The following is an 18,923-nucleotide window of genomic DNA, read 5'->3' as shown; positions in this document are numbered from 1 at the left end:
CGCATGAACATTGCGGTTCTCCTTCATAGCGCTGCAGGAGGAAGCGGCGTTTTCGCCACCGAACTTGGTCAACGATTGGCAAAGAACGGACACAAGGTGCATTTCGTGGCAGATCAAGTGCCTTTTAGGCTCACTGAAATTGATGGTCCTGGTATTGCTTTTCACCAGATACAGAGCATGATCTATCCGTTGTTCGGCGCCCCTTTGACCACTCTGGCAGAATCCTCGAAGCTAGTCGAGGTTATAGAGGAGTACGGGATAGATCTAATACATGCACATTATGCTGTACCGCACGCCACCGCAGCTTTGCTGGCTAGAGATATGGTCCGTAGTGTCCCAAAGCCCGCTGTGGTAACTACATTGCATGGGACAGACGTTACGCTCGTAGGGCTCAACCGAGCATATTTACGTACCACCCAATACAGTATCGACCGTTCAGACGTGGTGACGGCCGTGAGTCACTACCTTGCTAAGGCAACACGGTTGGAGATGAGTACTGACCGAGATATCNGGGTAATACCTAACACCGTGGATCCTGAGCGCTTCTGCCGAGCAGAAGATCCAGAGCTGAGGCTTAGGTTCGCTGAACCCAATGAGAAGCTAATCGTGCATGTTTCTAACTTCAGGCCCGTTAAACGTACTAGTGATGTGGTCAAGGTGTTTGCCCNGGTAGCTTCCTCTATACCCTCGCGACTCTTAATGATTGGCGATGGTCCTGACCGTCCAGAAGCCTTCCGTCTTGCAACGGAGCTAGGCATAATAGATAAGGTCGATTTTCTAGGTACGGCCCCCCGCATTGAAGTCCCATTATCTGTTGCAGACTTGTTCCTTNTACCCAGTGAACAGGAGGCGTTTGGTCTTGCTGCGTTAGAGGCGATGTCGAGTAGCGTGCCGGTAATAGGCTCGAGTGCAGGTGGTTTACCCGAGGTGGTAACTCCTGGCAAGACGGGGTATTTACTGCCTATCGGGGATGTTGAAGCAATGACTCAAGCTGGGTTAAGAATCCTGAGCGACCCAGTTCTGTTATCGAGCATGCGACAAGCGACGCGGAACAAGGCAGTTGAAGTTTTTAACGAAGAGAAGGTAGTACCGATGTACGAAGAGGCCTACCAGATGGCACTCACTATTAACAGCCAATGATGAGGGGGACTTAACCCCCTCTTTCATGAAAGCCCTTGGACAGATATAATCCACTGAGAGGCTCAATTTCTATACAGAATAAGAACCAGGCCTGATCAATGGATCTTACTCTAGGGAAATGGTGGTTTTTTTGCGTAGCGGACTTCATACAGAAGGAAGAATCTACGGTTACCTTTTGCTGTTGCCCGCAGTTGCACTTTACACCCTGCTTGTTGTCTGGCCAATAATTCATTCAATAGTTCTATCCTTCCAGGATTGGAATGGGTTTGCACCCGACCGGAATTGGGTTGGTTTCCAAAACTACACTGATGCTCTCCAAAACGTTCGCTTTTGGAGAGCATTCCTGAACAACCTAATTTGGGGGGCCTTGTCAGTAATCCCTGTAGGCATTGGCCTTGTCATTGCCGTCGTCCTCTACATGAACAAAATATGGGGTAGCGCTTTTTTTCGAGTTTCGTTCTTACTTCCCTTCACGCTCTCGGGGGTCCTAACCGGAATCATCTGGGGATGGATATATAACCCCGAATGGGGAACAATAAACACGATCCTCCGTGGATTGGGTCTGGATGCATTAGCCCGGCCTTGGCTCGCTGAACCGGGAATCTCTTTGATTGCAGCGAATCTGGTTGGTGGTTGGACCTGGTTCGGTTTTTGCATGGTAATTTTCTTAGCTGGCCTTCAATCTATTCCTGATGAAATTTATGATGCAGCTAAAATCGATGGTGCATCAAGCTTCCAACTATTCACTCGCATTACCGTGCCACTTTTGGGCACTTACGTTCGTATGCTCACTATCGTGACCATCATATTTTCGTTCAAAGTGTTCGACCTAATATTCGTAATGACGCAAGGTGGTCCTTTCCAAACTAGTGAGGTACTGGGTTTTGTCATTTACCAGTTTGCTTTCACCCAATGGAAAATAGGTTTAGCTAGCGCTATTGGCATCATCCTGACGATCATCGTGTTACTCGCGTCGATGTTTTCTGTCCGGAGAGAGGAAGGATACTGATGCCCGGTGGTGGAGAGCTCAGGATAAAACGGATCTTAAGTTTATTGGTTATATATTTGTTCCTCGTCACTGTTCTTATTTTCAGTCTTTACCCTATCCTGTGGACTGTCTTAACTTCACTTAAAACATCGATCGAGACGATTAAGAATCCCTACTCACTCCCAGAAACGATTCAGTGGGCTAACTATGCTCAAGCGTGGGTGATTGGCCGGTTTGGTACTTACTCATGGAATTCCATATTCATTACTGTTCCTACNGTGCTCTTGATCACGACCTTAGCAACAATGACGTCGTACGCACTGTCCAAACTCAAGCTGTTTGGCGTCCCAGCTATCCTATTGTTCTTCCTATTAGGGCTCATGGTTCCCTTTCACGGTTTCATGATTCCTATGTACTACCAACTCAGAGACCTCGATCTTTTGAACACTCGTTGGGGTGTCATTTTAGCCTTGACGGCTTTAGCTCTTCCCTTTGCGGTGTACCTGATGAGATCAGCGATCATACAGGTACCTGATGAGCTCATCGAATCCGCACGGCTCGACGGTGCCAATCCCATACAAATACTGCTGATGGTGGTGACACCATTAATTAGGCCGACATTAGTGGCGCTTATAGTAATCCAATCAATATGGGCATGGAATGAGTTTTTGATTCCACTTCTAATCCTCCATAAGGACTCCTTGAGGACAGTGCAGATCGGATTAACGTTCTTNCAGACTCGCTTTAGTACTGATTTCGCATTAACGGCAGCCGGTACCGTAATTATTTTAGCGCCACTCATCGTCGTCTACCTTGCTTTCCAAAGGCACTTTGTGAAAGGCATTCTTTCGGGTGGCGTGAAAAGTTAATGATTTAGTTTTGACAAAACCTATTTTAGTCACACAGCCCAGAAGAAGTAATAAATCCAGGGAATATTTATTAGATCATTACGATGGGCAAAACTAATATTTGAGATTAGGCGGACAATTTTTGTAGACTATAGAACACAGTTTAGAATTAGTTTTAAGAACTTGTCGTTAAAGGAGGTGCATAGACTTTTCTATCACCGGTTTCTGTTTAAGTGGAGTTACGACACAGATCGTTTAAGGCAAACATTTCACTCAACAGAATTAAGTGTCATTAATTAATTACTTTAATGAAGAGGAGATTTTTTTGTGAAATTGTTAAATAACATTTTTAAGGCTATTAGTATTAGTTCAATCGTAGCCTTCCTTTCGTTTGGTTTAGCGGCAGATCTTGAAGTTTGGGCTGCGGCAACTGACCCTCAGATGATCGAACTCTACGAGCGTCTTAATGCTGAATTTGAGGAAATCAATGGTGTTGATGTAGAACTAACCTTCGGGGATAGGGCTAACCAAAACACATTGTTACGAGTGGCAATCGCTTCTGGCGGTGGTCCAGACGTATCAATGATGGACGTTGGGGATGCTTACTTAGGCGCCATGGCCCGAGCAGGCCTGGTAACCAGCCTTACTAGCGCGTATAGCGAATTGGGTTGGGACCAACGAATCTTGCCAGCCGGCATCGATGTTGTTACTTATAACGACGAAATTTGGGCTGTGCCAGTCCAACAGGAAGCCAATGGACTTTGGTACAACGCCGCAATTTTCAGGGACAACGGTTGGGCTCCACCAGACACATGGGAAAACTTTATTGCTGCTGCTGAAGGCGCCAATGCGATAGGGCTTGACGCAATCTCGCACGGCACACGTTCCCTAGCTACTGCCCCTCAGCTTCTCGCTAGTATCGTCTATGGCCTTATTCCAGCAGACATCGTGTGGCAAGCGTCTAACCTGGAAGGCAACTTAACCTGGGGTGACGACCCACGATTCCTCGAAGCAATCGAAACGTTAGTGGCTTGGAACGANGGCGGTTGGCTCCCAGAAAACGTCATTGCCTTTGACCACATGGAGTACGTGAACCACTTCCTCGCCGGTAAGGCTGCTATGGGCCCGATGGGACCCTGGCAGGCTAACAACATGTATCAAGGTTGGGTAGATGGAGAAATTGAACCCACTTTCCTTCCCTTCCCAGCTCAGGACACAAGCTTCCCTCTCACTAACCAGGGTGCTCCTGGTAACTCCCTTTGGGTAAGCGCCAACGTTAGTAAGAAAGCACTACCGTTAGCTCTCGCCTGGATTGAGCACATCAACGTTAGGGCCGAATCACAACAAGCTTGGTTATTCGAAATGGGTATCCTCCCAATGACGAGCGAAGTTATTGACCCGGCAGATTTCCAGGGCAACGTACCGTTCCAGACTGTGGTTGAAGGTCATGAAGCCCTCGGTCTTCAGGGTGGAACTAGTGGCCAGTGGCTAGACCACTTTGTGTCNCCCGCCGGTTCAGAAGTCTTCCAAAATGGTCAAGCGCGTGTGTTGGCAGGGAGCTGGACCCCAGAACAATTCATTGCGGAATTAGTTAAAGTGACTAATTCTTCTAGAGCAGAAGCTCAGTAACTAACTTCTAGCTAATCAAAATTTAAGGGGGAGCTTTCCAGCTCCCCCTTAAATTTGTTAAGTAATAAAAAAATTAGCAGAGTCTATTAACAACCGCACAAGGCATTAAAACCAAAACGATGAGACTCCCCATGAATCCCTACTCAGTTATAGCGAATGTTCTCCTCGGATTCAATATCAAAGGCATGTATAGAGTCGGCTTTAACAAGAAGTTCCATCTGATCACCCGGCCGAAGGGAAATGTGAGGATCAACCCGTGCGACTATTGACTGATCCCCTTCAACCGTAGCGAACACATGAGTTTCGGCGCCAAGGGGTTCGACAACATCAACAGTGGCTTTAACAATGTTGCCGGTGTCCGGGATGGAAGTATGGCCTTTGAGACCAAAATTTTCAGGGCGGATACCGACTGTTACCTGCTGATTGTTGTACTTCTGGAGCTTCTGGTTTAACTCCTGGTCTGGATTAATATTGAATTGCTGCCCACTAATAAGTCCATTTTGGACGTTACCAATCAAAAAGTTCATTGGTGGGGAACCAATAAAACTAGCTGAAAACTTGTTTGCGGGTTTATCGTAAAGATCAGTGGGGCTGTCAACCTGCTGAACCAAACCGTCTTTCATTACGACGATCCTATCGCCCATTGTCATTGCCTCAACCTGATCATGCGTCACGTATATGGTGGTCACTCCAAGACGCTGATGAAGTTTCTTTATCGAGACTCGCATTTCAACACGAAGCTTCGCATCCAGATTAGAAAGAGGCTCATCCATCAGGAACACCTTAGGTTCGCGTACAATAGCTCTACCGAGAGCTACTCGNTGCCGCTGTCCACCTGAAAGTTCCCTTGGACGCCGTTCTAGCAAGTCCTCCATCTGTAGCATTTCAGCAGCTTCATTAACCCGTTCCTGAATCTTTGCTTTGGGTGTTCTACGCAACCTCAGGCTAAACGACATGTTCTGAAAAACATTCATGTGGGGGTAGAGCGCATAATTCTGGAAAACCATCGCAATATCACGATCTTTAGGGGGCACGTCATTAACAGTCCGACCATCGATGTTAACTAAGCCACCACTGACTTCTTCAAGGCCAGCCACCATCCGCAAGGTCGTAGTTTTTCCACAACCTGAAGGCCCAACAAAAACGACGAACTCTTCATCGTTAATCTCCAAATTAAAGTCCTTAACGGCAACTACGTCACCAAAGTTCTTGTTTACCTGATCAAGTAGGACTTGTGCCATCAGTTAACCCCCAATTTCATTGGCTTAATCACTTTCGCCATTCCTTAACTGGGACGAATTTGCCCCCTTCAATTACAGCTTGTGTAACTTTGTGTCCCCGGTTAGTGGTGACCTCCAGTATAGCCTGATCTAACGTCTCAGGTCCTACTAAGACCTTACGGACAAAGCGACCGCCCGGAATTTCACTCATCTCACTTGTCTTAGAAAGGCGGACGGGTATTATCTCTTTATTCTTATTCGTAAGAACTCGGGCAAGAAGAAAAAGGCCATCATCGTGGAAATTAGGGTTCTGTCTCCTAAAAATTCCAAACACTATGGCACTATACCTCGGTACGCATAATTTCCGCATTCGACTCGTTAATTAAGAACTCCTAATGCAAACTCCTTAAACGTCGGAGGAAACTAACAAATTCCCACCTAAAATTTAAAGACATGCAATCAACATTATTGAGAACGAGTCTCGGTCAGTAGGAATTTTGGCTAAAATATAGATTCTTGGTCTATCCCAATATTGATTGTGTCGAGGCTGTTAGGATTTCAACGATCTCGTCTAGAGTATTGTCTTCGGTTACTACAGGGGGAGCGATGCAATAGGTGTCACCACTAACCCGGCTGAACAATCCGCGCTTTATGGCCTCTTTGTGAATCTTAGCAACGACCCGTTCTTCGTCACTAAAGGGTTCGCGTGTTTCACGATCCTTCACGTATTCCACTCCGCACATCAAACCAAGGCCTCGGATTTCTCCCACGTTCGGGTGATCAGCTAAAGCCTCTTTGAGATTAACGGTTAGTTTTTTTCCTTTTAACTCTGCTTGTGCAACAAAATCTTCCTGCTCAATGATATCTAGCATCGCAAGAGCGACAGCGCAACCGACTGGGTGAGAACTATAAGTGTAAGCATGCATCCAGGGTGATTCACTGTGATCCATGACTGCGGCTATTTCGTCACTAACGCCAATCCCACCGAGGGGAAAATAACCCGATGTGATTGCCTTTGCGAATTGCATTAGATCGGGTTGTACATTCCAGTGTTCCAATCCGAACATTTTTCCTGTTCTACCGAAACCAGTAATTACCTCATCAGCAACCAGGAGAACATTGTACTGGTCACAGATTTGCCTAATCCTCGGGAAGTAATCATCCTGTGGGACAATCACACCACCAGCACCTTGGACTGGTTCTGCTAGAAACATTGCTACGGTGTCAGGTCCTTCTTTAAGTATTTGCTTCTCAAGCTCGTCAGCAGCTGCAATTCCTTGACTTTCTGACCCAAGTGGTTCTTCGTAACGGTATGGGTATGGTGATGGGATGTGGCTGAATCCAGGGATCCGAGGCTCAAACATAGGCCAATACGCTTCTATTCCAGTTGCACACATAGCGGCAAGCGTCACACCGTGATACCCGAATTTTCGTGAAATCACTTTCGTTTTTTCTGGTTTGCCTTTGATTTTCCAGTAATACCGGGCAAGCTTAATGTTGCTATCCGTAGACTCACCACCACCAGAAGTGAAGAAAAAATGATTAATTTTTGAATAAGTTAATGCCGCTAAGCGCTCAGCAAGTTCGATTGCCAGCAGGTTAGAACTACCTGTGTAGCCGGAAGCGTACCCCATCGTACGCATTTGGTTAGAAGCAGCATCCGCTAGTTCTGTTCTACCGTTACCCGCTGTGTTGTTCCACAGTCCCGACAAGCCATCAATAAATCGATTCCCATCAGCATCGATAAGATGGGCACCCTGACCATAAACCCAAACCTTACCCGCCGCATGAGTAGCTGCTGCGTGCAACGGATGAATAAGATGTGAACTGTCACGAACCAACAGTAACGATTCATTAGAATTGCTCATGGAAGCCCTCCCTTTAAGATCACCATAGTCTGTAGGAATCAATTTTAACTAATCCGGAAATAACTTTATCCCATGTTTTTGGGTTGAGTTTAAGGAAAACATGCACAGAAACCAAAGGATGAAATACCCTGACAGTGGTCGTTCTCCGACTTCGGTATACATCTACCCAGAAAGCATAATGCTATTACTGGAAGGCAAAGAACCTACTGATTTACTTAACAAGGTTTTGAGGCGTTAGAGAGGACAATATGCCTAGGAATCATAATGATGGTGTACTAACCTCAGACCAGGTCCAGAAGTTTTTTCTAGAAGGCTTCTTGCATCTTCCAGGCATTTTGGGTGAGATAGAATTAGCTACCGTTCGTTCCGCTATGGACGAGATTATTCGTACGGCAACACCCGGCGAGGATTTCCGTTTCGCACGAGGCCATCGAGATGGCAAGAACGTACTATCTCGGGTGGAATACGTTGTCGACAAATCGGCATCCGTTAGGGCTATGCTGGCCCATCCGCTGGTGCTTTCCGCTACCGAGCAGTTAGCTGGAAGAGATTTCTTTCCGACGTCAGACGCAATGGTCCTAAAGATGCCGGGGCAAGGTATCGCTGTTCCCTGGCACCGAGATCTAGCGAGCACTGATGACTACCCGAGTGAAGTGCCGGTATTTATTGCTGACTATTACCTTGATGATGCTGATAAGTATACCTGCCTTTGGGTAGTACCCGGCAGTCACCTCTGGTCAGACGAAAAGACCAAAGATGTTGTGAAAACCATGAACGATGGGGCATTCTCGACAGTAGGCGCCAAGGCGGTTCTTATGTGCGCAGGTGATGTTTTACTTCACAACGTGCGCCTCCTCCATGGATCCCCACCCAATGAGTCAGATGCATTACGCCGGGTTATTTACATCACAATGCACACTGCTCACATTGAATGGGAGCACGGTCCCTACAATCACGAATATATTAAAGCTAAGCAGAGGGTTCTACGTGGGTGTATTAGGGAGCGAGCTCGATCACTATACGGGGCAACAGAACAACAATTCTCTTATCGGCCACCTGCAGCCTGGGACAAGGGGCCTCTTGGCCCTAATGAACAACTTGTCACTTACCGGTACGACCGGGAAGAATACAAAGTTTAGACTGAGTACCCAGCCTATTCGTAGCCTACTTGAATTTTTGGAAGAACCTCCAAATGCTCCATATTGATCGTTGTTAACTCTTTATTCGTCCTCATCAAATCCTAGAAGTCGCGCAGCATTTCCCCCAAAGATAGCTCGAATATCTTCTTCAGGAAAATTGAGCTGGTAGCAGATCCTAATCTGATCATGGAGGTACCGAAGCACAAAGCCGCGCGGAAAGTAACTTGAGTCGGAACCAAACAACATTCGTTCAGGTCCAATCGTCTCATACGCTTTGGCGAACAGGTCTTCAAGAGTAAGCTTGAAAGGCATCCACTGCACCCATTGGTTGGACCCCGAACTGTCAACGTAAATATTAGGTAGGCTCCAGCAGAGTGCCAATAACTCACGCCAATAGCCCGCACCAAAATGCGGGATTACAAATGGAATCTCTGGGAAATCACGTGCCACCTCATAAAGCGTGAGGGGACTCATTCTTGGATGCTGCACAACCCCACCACCACGCCCAAGAAACCCAAAGTGAATCAGGACCGGCAGCGACCGTTCAGCACAAAACTCCCAAATGGGTCTCAATCGTGGATCCTCAAACGCATAGTCAGTAAGAGGTGCCAACATCTTGTAACCCCGAAGCCCCAGATCATCAACTGCTCGCTTCAGCTCCACCTCACCACCTGGTTCGAGCTTATGGTGAGCAAGTCCAGCGAACTTGTCGGGATGCCTCGCAACCACCCTGGAAAGTAGGTCATTGTCGCGCCCAGTCACAAAAACTACGCGTCTTAGTCGATGATGCACAATTTGCTCAGCCCAACGATCAGCATAAGCATCTATTTCTTCATCAGTTTTCGCAGATGGTTCGGCAGGCAAAGTAGCGTGCTCTTTACGCATGCGCTCGCCTCGACTCCGTGCGTACTCGGCTAGCAGCGGGTGTGTCGCCTTCCGCTTTGGGCCGGCAACATTAGCAACTGGGAAATGGGTATGGAAGTCAATAACGTTTAATTCGTGATGATTCATAGATAAGCACCTCTTAATTTGACATTCAGCGTACAACGCGGCGAGTAAAGATCATTATCAAGAATATCAAAATCCTTGGCGAGTCTAGGAACGTAGCAGTAAAGATACTTATTTGTAGACTGTATTTCGACGTAAGAACCACACTGCGGGCAATGCGGCGAAAGCTACTAACGCACCCAGTAACAAAACTCGTTCCAAACCAAAAGAGTCTGCCATGAGGCCCGCAACCCAGACACCTAAAGAACGAGTGAGAAAGTTAAGAGCCATGAATGTTCCGTTTGCTAAAGCACGGCTCTCCGTAAACTCCTCCTGCACAATCGCTAGAAAGATTGGTGTTGGCGAGATGGCCGTTAAACCAAGGACGAACAACAGGGGTACTGACATCCACGAAGGAGCAATTAAGAACGCCAGCATAAGTAATGGCGCAAGGAAAAATAAGACCAAAAGCACGCGGGCTCGACCAGATCGATCACTAACTATCCCCGAACCTAGGGCTCCGATAACGCCACCCGCTTCAAGAATAGTTAACGCTGCTGCAGCCAACCAAAGGCTGCTCTGGCGCACTTCGGTCATGAACAAAGGCAAAAACACGGTGAGACCTGCATGCATTAGCGTTCTCGCAAGCATGAGCCAGGTGAGTGCCGGAAAGACTTTGCGGAAACTCTTCCAGGGAAGAAAGCTACCACCGGTAATCGATGGTTTAGCTTGCACGTTCCTGAGTCGCCAATAGAGGACCCCGGAAACAGCCCAACCCACAAAAGAAGCTCTCCAAAGCCCTTCTAAGCCAAACCATCCTACTGCTGCAATGACAGCCACCGGAACCAGCGTGCGGCCAAGCTCCCCAGCAGCCATAAAGATGCCCATGCCCGTACCAACCCTGCGTCCTGCCACTTGAGCAATCATCACGGGTGCTGGTGCATGGAAACCAGCAACACTCACGCCCGCTAAGAGTAGTAACAAAACTAGCGAAAGGTAGTTGTTAGCCAACCCCAGGCAACTGACCAAAGTGGCAGTTAGTGCCGGTGCGAAGATGACAAAATACCGAAGGCTCATACGATCAGCCAGGTAACCAATCAAAGGGTTAAGCAAACTTGGAATCTGGGTGAAAATTGTAAGTCCACCCGCAAGCGCATAACCAATGCCCAGGCGTTCTCGGAGAAGCGGTAACAATGGTGCGATAAAAGCCGTATACGTGTCATGAACAACATGACCACTAGCAATAGTTACGATTTGCTCAGTGTGGAACTCAGTACTAGTTTCTTGCCGTACTTGCGAAGATGATACCCGCACTGTCCTACATAATTGCATGTTGTGTAACTAAAATGGAGTAACTCGAATGGGACAATTCCATAATGGTTACCGAACTAACCTCTCAACATTTACTATTGAGAGGACCCGTTGTTATTGAACTACCACGAAGTAGTTTTTTGGTATGACACGTTATAATAGAGCATAAGAACATGAAAAAAATTCTTTGGGCCCTAGTCTGTATTATTTTAGCCTTCACCTACGGTGTGAGTGTTGGTACTTTCCAAATCTTTCCGTACGATTTTATGCATAAGATCTACACCTACATAAAAAGTCCCGTTTCGGATTCAGAAGAGATAATAAACCTAGAGGTTTGTTCGATACCAGAGATTTCTGAAATTCCTTATGACGCCACCGTAGTTATCGGTCATGCCTACGGAAAACCCTCGCCAGATTCATATTACATTGCAAGAACTGTTGAACAATTTCTCGAATTACATCGAAACAAAATTAGACAAGTAATATTCACAGGTGATGTCTTTGAGGAACCATCAATTTCGCAATGGGAAAAACTTTACGAACAATTTAGTGCAAGTTTTGATGTCTTTGTTGCACCTGGCAACCATGATATTGAACCTTTGGCGGCAGCAGATATTTTCGCACTATCACCGTTCAATTTTAGAGGTGCGAAGAGAATTAATTCCGACAGTGCAGTATTAATTATTGAAAATAGCGTATCAAGTAATTGGTTGATTAATCCTTCAGCTAAGGCTCTGTTGCAAGATAACGCTAACTCTTCTATGTTTCTTTTAAGACACAATATTCCTATTATTGAACTGATTATGTTTGCAAATTCAGTGCAGTTTAAAAGTCCTAACCTTCCTTCCGCAGAAAATTTTACAAAACAATTTGGCGAGCTTGAAAAGTTAGTCATAATTTCTGGCGATAGTGGAAAATTGGCTCATTTACCTCGACAAACCTGTCATCGCTACCAGAATTTCACGTTCATCTCAAATGGAATTGGTGGAGTTATCGGGGATCGAATTTTGGTCATTGAGGGCGAAACAATATATTCCTATCCTCTAGATTGACAATCTTTTATTACACAACAAAAAACCTGTTAAAAATAGAGGCAAAGATTTATTCTTTAGGCAACAAATACAGTTAAGCTATTTCCTCAGTAGTGGCCTCCGTTATTAAACCAGTTGCTCTATATTGAGACTAAACTAACAGCTAAGAAGCTTGGGTTATGAAAAGCTGTCAGCTAAATACACTGTGAAGTTGGCCATCGATCTCGTATTCACAGTACAAAGGCTGGATTGTACTTTAGCTCAAGGAAATAGCTTAACTGGCGTATTTACGATTTTATAGTTCAAGGAGGTAATAGTTAATCATCGAATATATATCTTCACAAACTGAGTACGTCATAGCCGTTTTATTACTTATTAGTACCAGCATAGGTTTCAGAGTATTGTTGGCGAAACTAGGTCAACGTTGGATCACTACTTATGCCCATACTGCAACCTTTACCCTTTTACCCGTGATCACATATGTAATTACGAAGGTAATATCAGGAAATATTGCTTTGTCTCTGGGAATGGTTGGAGCCCTATCGATAGTACGGTTCAGAAACCCTGTACGATCCCCGCTTGAGTTATCTGTATATTTTGCCGCAATAACAATGGGTATTGCGGCTTCCGTGGATCCGCTATGGTTCATTTTCTTCGTCGTCTCAATCCTAGTTGCATTCGGCTGTCTTGGGGTAGTCTCGTGGGTAAGTAAGGTTTTGTTTAAAAAACAATTCTTTAATGCCTCTTTTACTGAGGGCAATTCGTTATCCACTCTTGACTTAACAACATCTGACGGTATCGATATTTTAGATAACAGTAAGCTATTAAAATCAAAGTCGGTTGACGGCAACACCACAAGTTACCTTTTAGTTTCAGATAACCTTGGACAATTGCGACAGATTCTCTCAAAATGTGAAAATAGCAAGCACTTAATACGCTACCAGCTGAATGCGTGAGGAGAATGGCGGCGACTAAAAAATTATTTCTGGCTTTTGTTTTGTTGACTGTTAGTACCTTGTCATGGGCAAATTGTACATTCAATACCTCACAATACTTATTTCAATTACAAGAACCTAGTTCGATCAATGAAATTCATGTAGAGGTCCCAAAGAGTGCCAGTTTCGTAAAGAATTTTCTACGGATCTTAACCTCTGGAACAAGAAACATCCCTCCTACGCTGAAAAAGGACTTCGAAGCGCGAATAATAGTTGATTACGAATTCGGAAGATGTATATTTTCCGCAAGTGTGAGACAAACTGGTGATTGGAAAGATCACATATCGTTGGTTGAAGGTAATCCTCTTAGATCTCTAAACGTCAAATTACGGGAAGGCAATATTATGAACGCAATTAGGTTCAAATTGCTTATACCTGCCACACGTAATGATTTAAATGAAGTACTCGGAAGTTTGGTCGCAAGAGAGCTAGGTTTCATAGCCCCTGAGACATTCCAAGTACGAGTCGATGTAAATGGCTCCAAATCCGTAATGTTATTCCAAGAAGACGCACAGAAAGAATTGCTTGAACGGAACCTTAGAAGAGAAGGACCGATTTTCGAAGCTGACGAGAGCCTTATTTGGACAGATGAGAGACAGACTGTCTATAGAGACGATGTTACTTTAGCGAGACTAATCAATAAGAAATGGTTTCTGGCTGGGCAAAGCTCTCAGTACATTACGTTATCTGCATTCCCTAAATTACAAAACGCTTATCTTGCCTATACTAACTACAAAAATAAAGCCTTAATGCTATTTCCTGATAATAGCGCATTTGAAGATTTTCACTTCCTAATGTTAGCGATGAAAGGTTGGCATGCCCTGCGACCACACAATAGACGCTTTTATTATAATTCTTTTAAGGATAGCTTCGAACCAATTTACTACGATGGAATGCTCACACTTACGATCCCCATTGATCTTAGTATGAAAGCTAACAGGCTCACTATTGAAGAATTGAGCTTCGCATTCAAGAGCGATTACGTTTTTCCTTTCACAAGCATCTTGGGAACACCAGAGTTTAAATCAAAACTACTGCCTAAGTTTCAGAATAGAGTTATTCGATTTAACAGTGTTAAACAGAATTTTTTCGAGGAAAGCCTGTCCCAAGTACACGCTAACGTAGTCTCTCTTCAAACAAAAATAAGTGAACTAGAAGTACCGATACCACCTCATCCAGGTAACCTCAGTGAACATGAGTTGTATAACTCTCGGGTATTAAAACGCAACCTTGATCAGAAACACGTATCCTCAATAAAAGTAAACAACCAAAATTTTCTTCTCACTTACCAGGATAAAACCACGGCTATAGTTAGCCCTGAAGCATTAGCAAGCATCTTAAGTAAGAATGTCTTAGACGGAATGCGGCATGTATTATTACCAGAAAATTCGATGCAACTAGATTTTCAAGAAGAGAGAGCCAACCTTAAGGAAATCAAGCTGCTTGAGGGAAATATTTTGAGTTCTTTGAGCACATCTGTAATTATCAAAGAAAAAGAAAGGGTCATCGTAATTACCCAATCAAATCCGAAAGATTGGGTACTCTTTCGCGATGCCGATATATCTGAGTGGAACATTACTTTTCAAGGACTACCTGTCAATAAAGAAGACCCTTCCTTACAGAGATTCAACATTCACGGGATGACGGGCTGCTTAAATTTTTACAATTCCAAATTCAATCACACTTCACTACACATTACGGGCGGACAATGTGAGGATAGCTTAAACATTGTAAATTCATGGGGAAACATTTCTTTGCTTGAGGTAAAAGATGCTTATGCCGACGCAATTGACTTAGATTTTTCGCAGTTAACCCTGGTTGATATTGAGGTCCAAACTGCGGGTAATGACTGCTTAGATGTGAGCAGTGGCATCTACAAAATTAACTATGCTTCTCTCGTGAATTGTCAAGACAAGGCACTATCAGTTGGCGAGAAATCCCAATTCGAAGTTAACGACATATCGATTCATTCTGCATTTATTGGAATGTCCGTTAAGGACTTTTCGAGTTTGGTGGTCACAAATGCAAAAGTAAGAAACGTCACTATCTGTGTAGAAGCTGTTCAGAAGAAACAAGAATTCGGTGGCGGAGTAGCAAATCTCAAACATATAGAATGCGCGGGGCAATACGCAGAGGACAAGAACTCATCACTTTTTCGGAGTAAAAATTGAGCATCAAAAAAATAGTAACTCGCTATTTTGATACTGCAAGTCTTTCGCTATTTTCTACTTTTAACCAAGATATAAGATTATGTTTAAGCTAAGACGCTTTACAAAAAACGTGACACTACCGTGTGGTAGTTATACAGACCTAATTTTGGAAGTCTTAACCCCAAAACTGAGAATATATCTGGCGAGTCGTAGTTTGGTAATCACCTCCCTTTTGTTTTTTTCAGCTGCGCCATGTTTCGCTATAGAGACGAGACCGAATATTGTTTTGATAGTCGCAGATGACCTTGGTTGGGCAGATGCCTCCTACCACCAAGGAAAAATACCAACCCCAAATATCGATAATTATTCCTTGGGAGGCCTTAGACTTGAAAGATTTTATGCTACTAGAGCATGTACCTTTACCCGAGTTGCACTTATGACTGGCCAACATGCAGCTGCCCTCGGAATGCACAATACGGTAATCAGTTGGTACCACCGCCACGGACTACCAGTAGCAACCGAGATACTGCCTGAAGTCTTAAGCGAAGCAGGCTATCAGACATTCGCAGTAGGAAAATGGCATCTAGGTAATGGAAAAAAAGAATATTGGCCAACTCGTAGGGGATTCAATAGGTTTTATGGGCATTTGAATGGTCGAATCGATTATTTTGAACACACCATCGAAGGCAAACATGATTGGCGAATTGACGAACAACCCGTTTGGCCAATTGGTTATTCCACAAAATTAATAGCTGAGAAATCTCAAGAATGGATCAAGGAATATGCAAAAAATGCTGAACCCTTTTTTGCCTATATTGCATTCAATGCTCCCCACAGTCCTTTTCAAGCACCCAAAGAATATATAGATAAAACAGACCCCAATCTTCCTAAAGACAAACGAATTTACAACGCGATGGTTATGGCTCTTGATGATGGAATTGGAACGATTATGTCAGCAATTCAAGACTCCGGAGAGAGTCATAACACATTAGTTTTATTCTTAAGTGACAATGGGGGTCTAGAGAAATATTCAGAACCAACTATTCTTCGCGGTGAAAAGGGTTCATTCTATGATGGGGGGTCACGCGTACTAAGTTTCGCAGTATGGGACACGAAAATTGAACCCGCAGTCAGTAATGTTGTCGTGAGAGCTGTAGATGTTCCAACGATTCTGGCAAGACTTGCCGGTACTAATTTCAAAAACCCACGAGGAGTCCATGGCCGACCCAATCCATCTTTGATTGGTGTTGGGAATTTCGAGTCTGAGGAAATCGCAGAGCCTTTGTTGATTGATATGGGAGAAGATTCCGCGGCAGCTATTCTTGGAAATCTTAAGTTAGTTTACCAAAACGGTAAATCCGAATTATTCAATATTGAAAAAGACCCTTCTGAAATAACCAACATAGTAAAAAGTTTTCCGAAGGAAAAGGAACAACTCCTAAATTTCATAAGCACCATCCCAAAATCTAAGCCTTTGGTTAAAAGATCCTACTTTATGGGTAAAGATGTTTCTCCTGAACGATTTATATGGAAAGTCCCAGATGTCATTGGTGAAGAACATACTCTCAGATGGCAACTTGGTTTTCTGCTACTTATTCTCTTACCATCAGGTTATTTAGTCATTTTCTATCTTTTGGGAACAATTAAGGCTAAAGGTACAATAACGAAAGAGAAATCTCCGATTTTTAGGCGCAAAAAATGAGTTTCAGGAAAGAAAATAAGTATCGCTTGTCATTAAGTGAGCAAAAACTTCTCAAAGCCTCTTTACTAACTACCGGTATGAGGCCCCAGTACCCCAGAAGAAAAATAAACAGTTGTTACTTTGATACTTTAGATCTTGCACTATTTACGGCTTCTGAAGAAGGTATTTTACCCAGAAAAAAGGTTCGAATACGCTGGTACAACCAGGATACCAAAACTACCAAAGAAGAAAAGATTTCGTCCATTGAAGGACGTTTCAAAATCGTCAGTGATTTTGAACAACAAAATTTCCTCTGTAACTTCCAAGCAAAATTTTTTGACCAAACATATGGCATCCTCAAACCTGTAATGCTAGTAAGTTATCAGCGAGAATATTATTTACTAAAGGGCCTCAGAATCACATTTGATTCAGAAATACACTACAGAGACTTAAGAACCAAAAATGACCGTACTTACATAGATCATGAAAGTGTAATGGAAATAAAATCAACCATTGAAACTACAGATGATTACGTTCAAACAATCATAAAACACCCTACTTCACGATTTTCGAAGTACGCGCGTGGTTTATTAATGGCTAATCAATGGTTATAAAAAGTTTGGCACCTCAATTATCGAAATAGGATCTATAAATCAACTTTACTTAGAAAACGCTTCGAACCATACCCCATAAAAGCCGATAGCCAACAACAAAACCCCTGCACATCGTGTAAAAAAAGCGTAACGGTACAATAGCCAACTTGTGGCACGCTTGCTGATCGAGAAGGTCAAAAACGGAAGTAACACCAACGGCCAACCAAAGCCAACTCCAAAAACTAGGAAGTAAAGTAGGCCGTCAGTGAGGACAGAGGCATTAGCCGCACCCACCAAAAAAGCACTTAATATTATAGGACCAGTACAAGGAAGTGTCATTGGAGCCAGAAGAAGCCCGTAAAGGTATGCGCTAAGACGACGGTTACGGAGCACCGGTACTTTAGTTACTGAAAGTCTCGTAAACGGATTGACACCAACGAGCAATAACACACCAAATACCGACACGATAATGTAGGTGGTCGGGACGAACCACGGAAGGAGAACGCCAAACGAGGTGTTTAATAGTGACAGAATAAAACCTACAAGAATCATCAACGTCAAGACTCCGCCAAGCACGAAAAATCCCAACCATCTAGTACTACGCTGCAAACCCTGAGGATCTATTCCCAAGATAAAAGCAACAAATCCTGGGTAAAGGGGGAGTAGACAAGCGTTTGTCAAAATAGCGACATTGCCTAAGAAGAAGGCTTCTAGTAGTTGATTAACCACTACAGCAATCAGGGAACCAAGTCTTGGCGAACGTAGGTCACAATATCGTCTGGCCCCACGAGACCGGTGGATAGGGAGCCGGTAACTCCCTCAGGACTAATCAGGAAATGTGGGGTAGCAGAAGGATTAGTAACAGTATGTCCGAAAGAATCAACAAGAGCAATGAGAAGATCCGTCGTGGCTACTGCAAAGGTCCAAGTCCAGCCGTTACTCTCAGCATAAGAAACGAGGCGCCGAGCTGGTAGATTTCCTTCTACGGAAAGCGCCAAGAATACGACCTCTTCCGGTGGAAGTTCCAAACTTGCTTCCGCGACACTAATAAGCTGCCTTTTACAACGGATGCACCATGTTGCCATAGGCTGAACAAAGACAGTTTTACCAGTAAAAGTAGCCAACGTGAAAGCCTCACCGGTGCGAACATCGATAAGCTCGGAGCTGTGCCAGGCCGGGCGCATGCCCTCAGCACAGGAATACGATGAGATTACTACGAACGCGCCCATCAATAGTACAAGATGGGAGACTCGTGAACGTTTAAACACCGGCAGCAGTAATACACCAACTTGAAGAGCAAATTTTCTCATCTTTATTACCCACCCTATCAGCCGTAGCAGTGA

17 protein-coding genes are annotated in these 18,923 nt (G+C 44.4%); 10 read left to right on the top strand and 7 right to left on the bottom strand.

Features of this window, described 5'->3' with window-relative positions:
- Positions 1 to 3: 3 nt before the first annotated feature.
- From bshA to CMO31_04800, 4 genes are all read left to right on the top strand, one after another.
- Positions 4 to 1,140, top strand: coding sequence for an N-acetyl-alpha-D-glucosaminyl L-malate synthase BshA (gene bshA / locus CMO31_04815; protein MAZ53324.1), 1,137 nt, complete (start codon positions 4 to 6; stop codon positions 1,138 to 1,140).
- A gap of 118 nt (positions 1,141 to 1,258) precedes the next feature.
- Positions 1,259 to 2,149: an ABC transporter permease gene (locus CMO31_04810; protein MAZ53323.1), complete on the top strand. Its 891-nt coding sequence runs from the start codon at positions 1,259 to 1,261 to the stop codon at positions 2,147 to 2,149.
- Positions 2,149 to 2,997: a sugar ABC transporter permease gene (locus CMO31_04805; GenBank protein ID MAZ53322.1), complete on the top strand. Its 849-nt coding sequence runs from the start codon at positions 2,149 to 2,151 to the stop codon at positions 2,995 to 2,997. The genes CMO31_04810 and CMO31_04805 overlap by 1 nt, the downstream gene beginning before the upstream one ends.
- Before the next feature lie 306 nt (positions 2,998 to 3,303).
- Positions 3,304 to 4,605 carry a hypothetical protein gene (locus CMO31_04800; GenBank protein MAZ53321.1) on the top strand — a complete coding sequence of 434 codons (1,302 nt, stop codon included), beginning with the start codon at positions 3,304 to 3,306 and terminating at the stop codon, positions 4,603 to 4,605.
- A gap of 143 nt (positions 4,606 to 4,748) precedes the next feature.
- Here the strand turns inward: CMO31_04800 and CMO31_04795 are convergent, their stop codons facing one another.
- From CMO31_04795 to CMO31_04785, 3 genes are all read right to left on the bottom strand, one after another.
- On the bottom strand, positions 4,749 to 5,846 hold the full coding sequence (locus CMO31_04795) for a glycerol-3-phosphate ABC transporter ATP-binding protein (protein ID MAZ53320.1): 1,098 nt from the start codon (positions 5,844 to 5,846) through the stop codon (positions 4,749 to 4,751).
- A gap of 28 nt (positions 5,847 to 5,874) precedes the next feature.
- Positions 5,875 to 6,195, bottom strand: coding sequence for a hypothetical protein (locus CMO31_04790; protein ID MAZ53319.1), 321 nt, complete (start codon positions 6,193 to 6,195; stop codon positions 5,875 to 5,877).
- Between the two features lie 151 nt (positions 6,196 to 6,346).
- The gene (locus tag CMO31_04785; protein ID MAZ53318.1) at positions 6,347 to 7,693 is read right to left on the bottom strand and encodes an aspartate aminotransferase family protein; all 1,347 of its coding nucleotides are present in this window, start codon (positions 7,691 to 7,693) and stop codon (positions 6,347 to 6,349) included.
- Between the two features lie 248 nt (positions 7,694 to 7,941).
- On the opposite strand from CMO31_04785, the gene CMO31_04780 reads away from it, so the two are divergent.
- Entirely contained in the window at positions 7,942 to 8,832 is an 891-nt protein-coding gene (locus tag CMO31_04780; GenBank protein MAZ53317.1) for a hypothetical protein, read from the top strand.
- 81 nt (positions 8,833 to 8,913) lie between these two features.
- Here CMO31_04780 and CMO31_04775 read toward each other — a convergent pair whose 3' ends face one another.
- Positions 8,914 to 9,843, bottom strand: coding sequence for a 2-amino-3-carboxymuconate-6-semialdehyde decarboxylase (locus CMO31_04775; GenBank protein ID MAZ53316.1), 930 nt, complete (start codon positions 9,841 to 9,843; stop codon positions 8,914 to 8,916).
- A gap of 108 nt (positions 9,844 to 9,951) precedes the next feature.
- Entirely contained in the window at positions 9,952 to 11,151 is a 1,200-nt protein-coding gene (locus CMO31_04770; protein MAZ53315.1) for an MFS transporter, read from the bottom strand.
- Positions 11,152 to 11,303: 152 nt separating this feature from the next.
- Between CMO31_04770 and CMO31_04765 the strand changes: the two genes are divergently transcribed.
- The 5 genes from CMO31_04765 (at position 11,304) to CMO31_04745 (ending at position 17,601) form a co-directional block, all read left to right on the top strand.
- A complete protein-coding gene (locus tag CMO31_04765) occupies positions 11,304 to 12,182 on the top strand; it encodes a hypothetical protein (GenBank protein MAZ53314.1) in 879 nt (292 codons plus the stop codon).
- Between the two features lie 506 nt (positions 12,183 to 12,688).
- Entirely contained in the window at positions 12,689 to 13,117 is a 429-nt protein-coding gene (locus CMO31_04760) for a hypothetical protein (GenBank protein MAZ53313.1), read from the top strand.
- A 5-nt stretch (positions 13,118 to 13,122) separates the two neighbouring features.
- Positions 13,123 to 15,327 (top strand): hypothetical protein, encoded by a 2,205-nt coding sequence (locus CMO31_04755; GenBank protein ID MAZ53312.1) that lies wholly within the window; start codon positions 13,123 to 13,125, stop codon positions 15,325 to 15,327.
- A gap of 79 nt (positions 15,328 to 15,406) precedes the next feature.
- Positions 15,407 to 17,008, top strand: a complete 1,602-nt coding sequence (locus CMO31_04750; GenBank protein ID MAZ53311.1) for a hypothetical protein — start codon at positions 15,407 to 15,409, stop codon at positions 17,006 to 17,008.
- Complete coding sequence (locus CMO31_04745) at positions 17,005 to 17,601, top strand: hypothetical protein (protein ID MAZ53310.1); 597 nt, start codon at positions 17,005 to 17,007, stop codon at positions 17,599 to 17,601. Before CMO31_04750 ends, CMO31_04745 begins: the two co-directional genes overlap by 4 nt.
- A 45-nt stretch (positions 17,602 to 17,646) precedes the next feature.
- On the opposite strand, the gene CMO31_04740 is transcribed toward CMO31_04745, so the two are convergent.
- Both CMO31_04740 and CMO31_04735 read right to left on the bottom strand, forming a co-directional pair.
- Complete coding sequence (locus tag CMO31_04740; GenBank protein ID MAZ53309.1) at positions 17,647 to 18,381, bottom strand: hypothetical protein; 735 nt, start codon at positions 18,379 to 18,381, stop codon at positions 17,647 to 17,649.
- Positions 18,318 to 18,890, bottom strand: coding sequence for a hypothetical protein (locus CMO31_04735; GenBank protein ID MAZ53308.1), 573 nt, complete (start codon positions 18,888 to 18,890; stop codon positions 18,318 to 18,320). The genes CMO31_04740 and CMO31_04735 overlap by 64 nt, the downstream gene beginning before the upstream one ends.
- Positions 18,891 to 18,923 lie beyond the last annotated feature (33 nt).

Source organism: Trueperaceae bacterium (assembly GCA_002707365.1).
Taxonomy (GTDB): domain Bacteria; phylum Deinococcota; class Deinococci; order Deinococcales; family Trueperaceae; genus UBA6957.
Note: the sequence above shows the minus strand (reverse complement) of the source record. Positions and strands in the feature narration are given on the sequence as shown.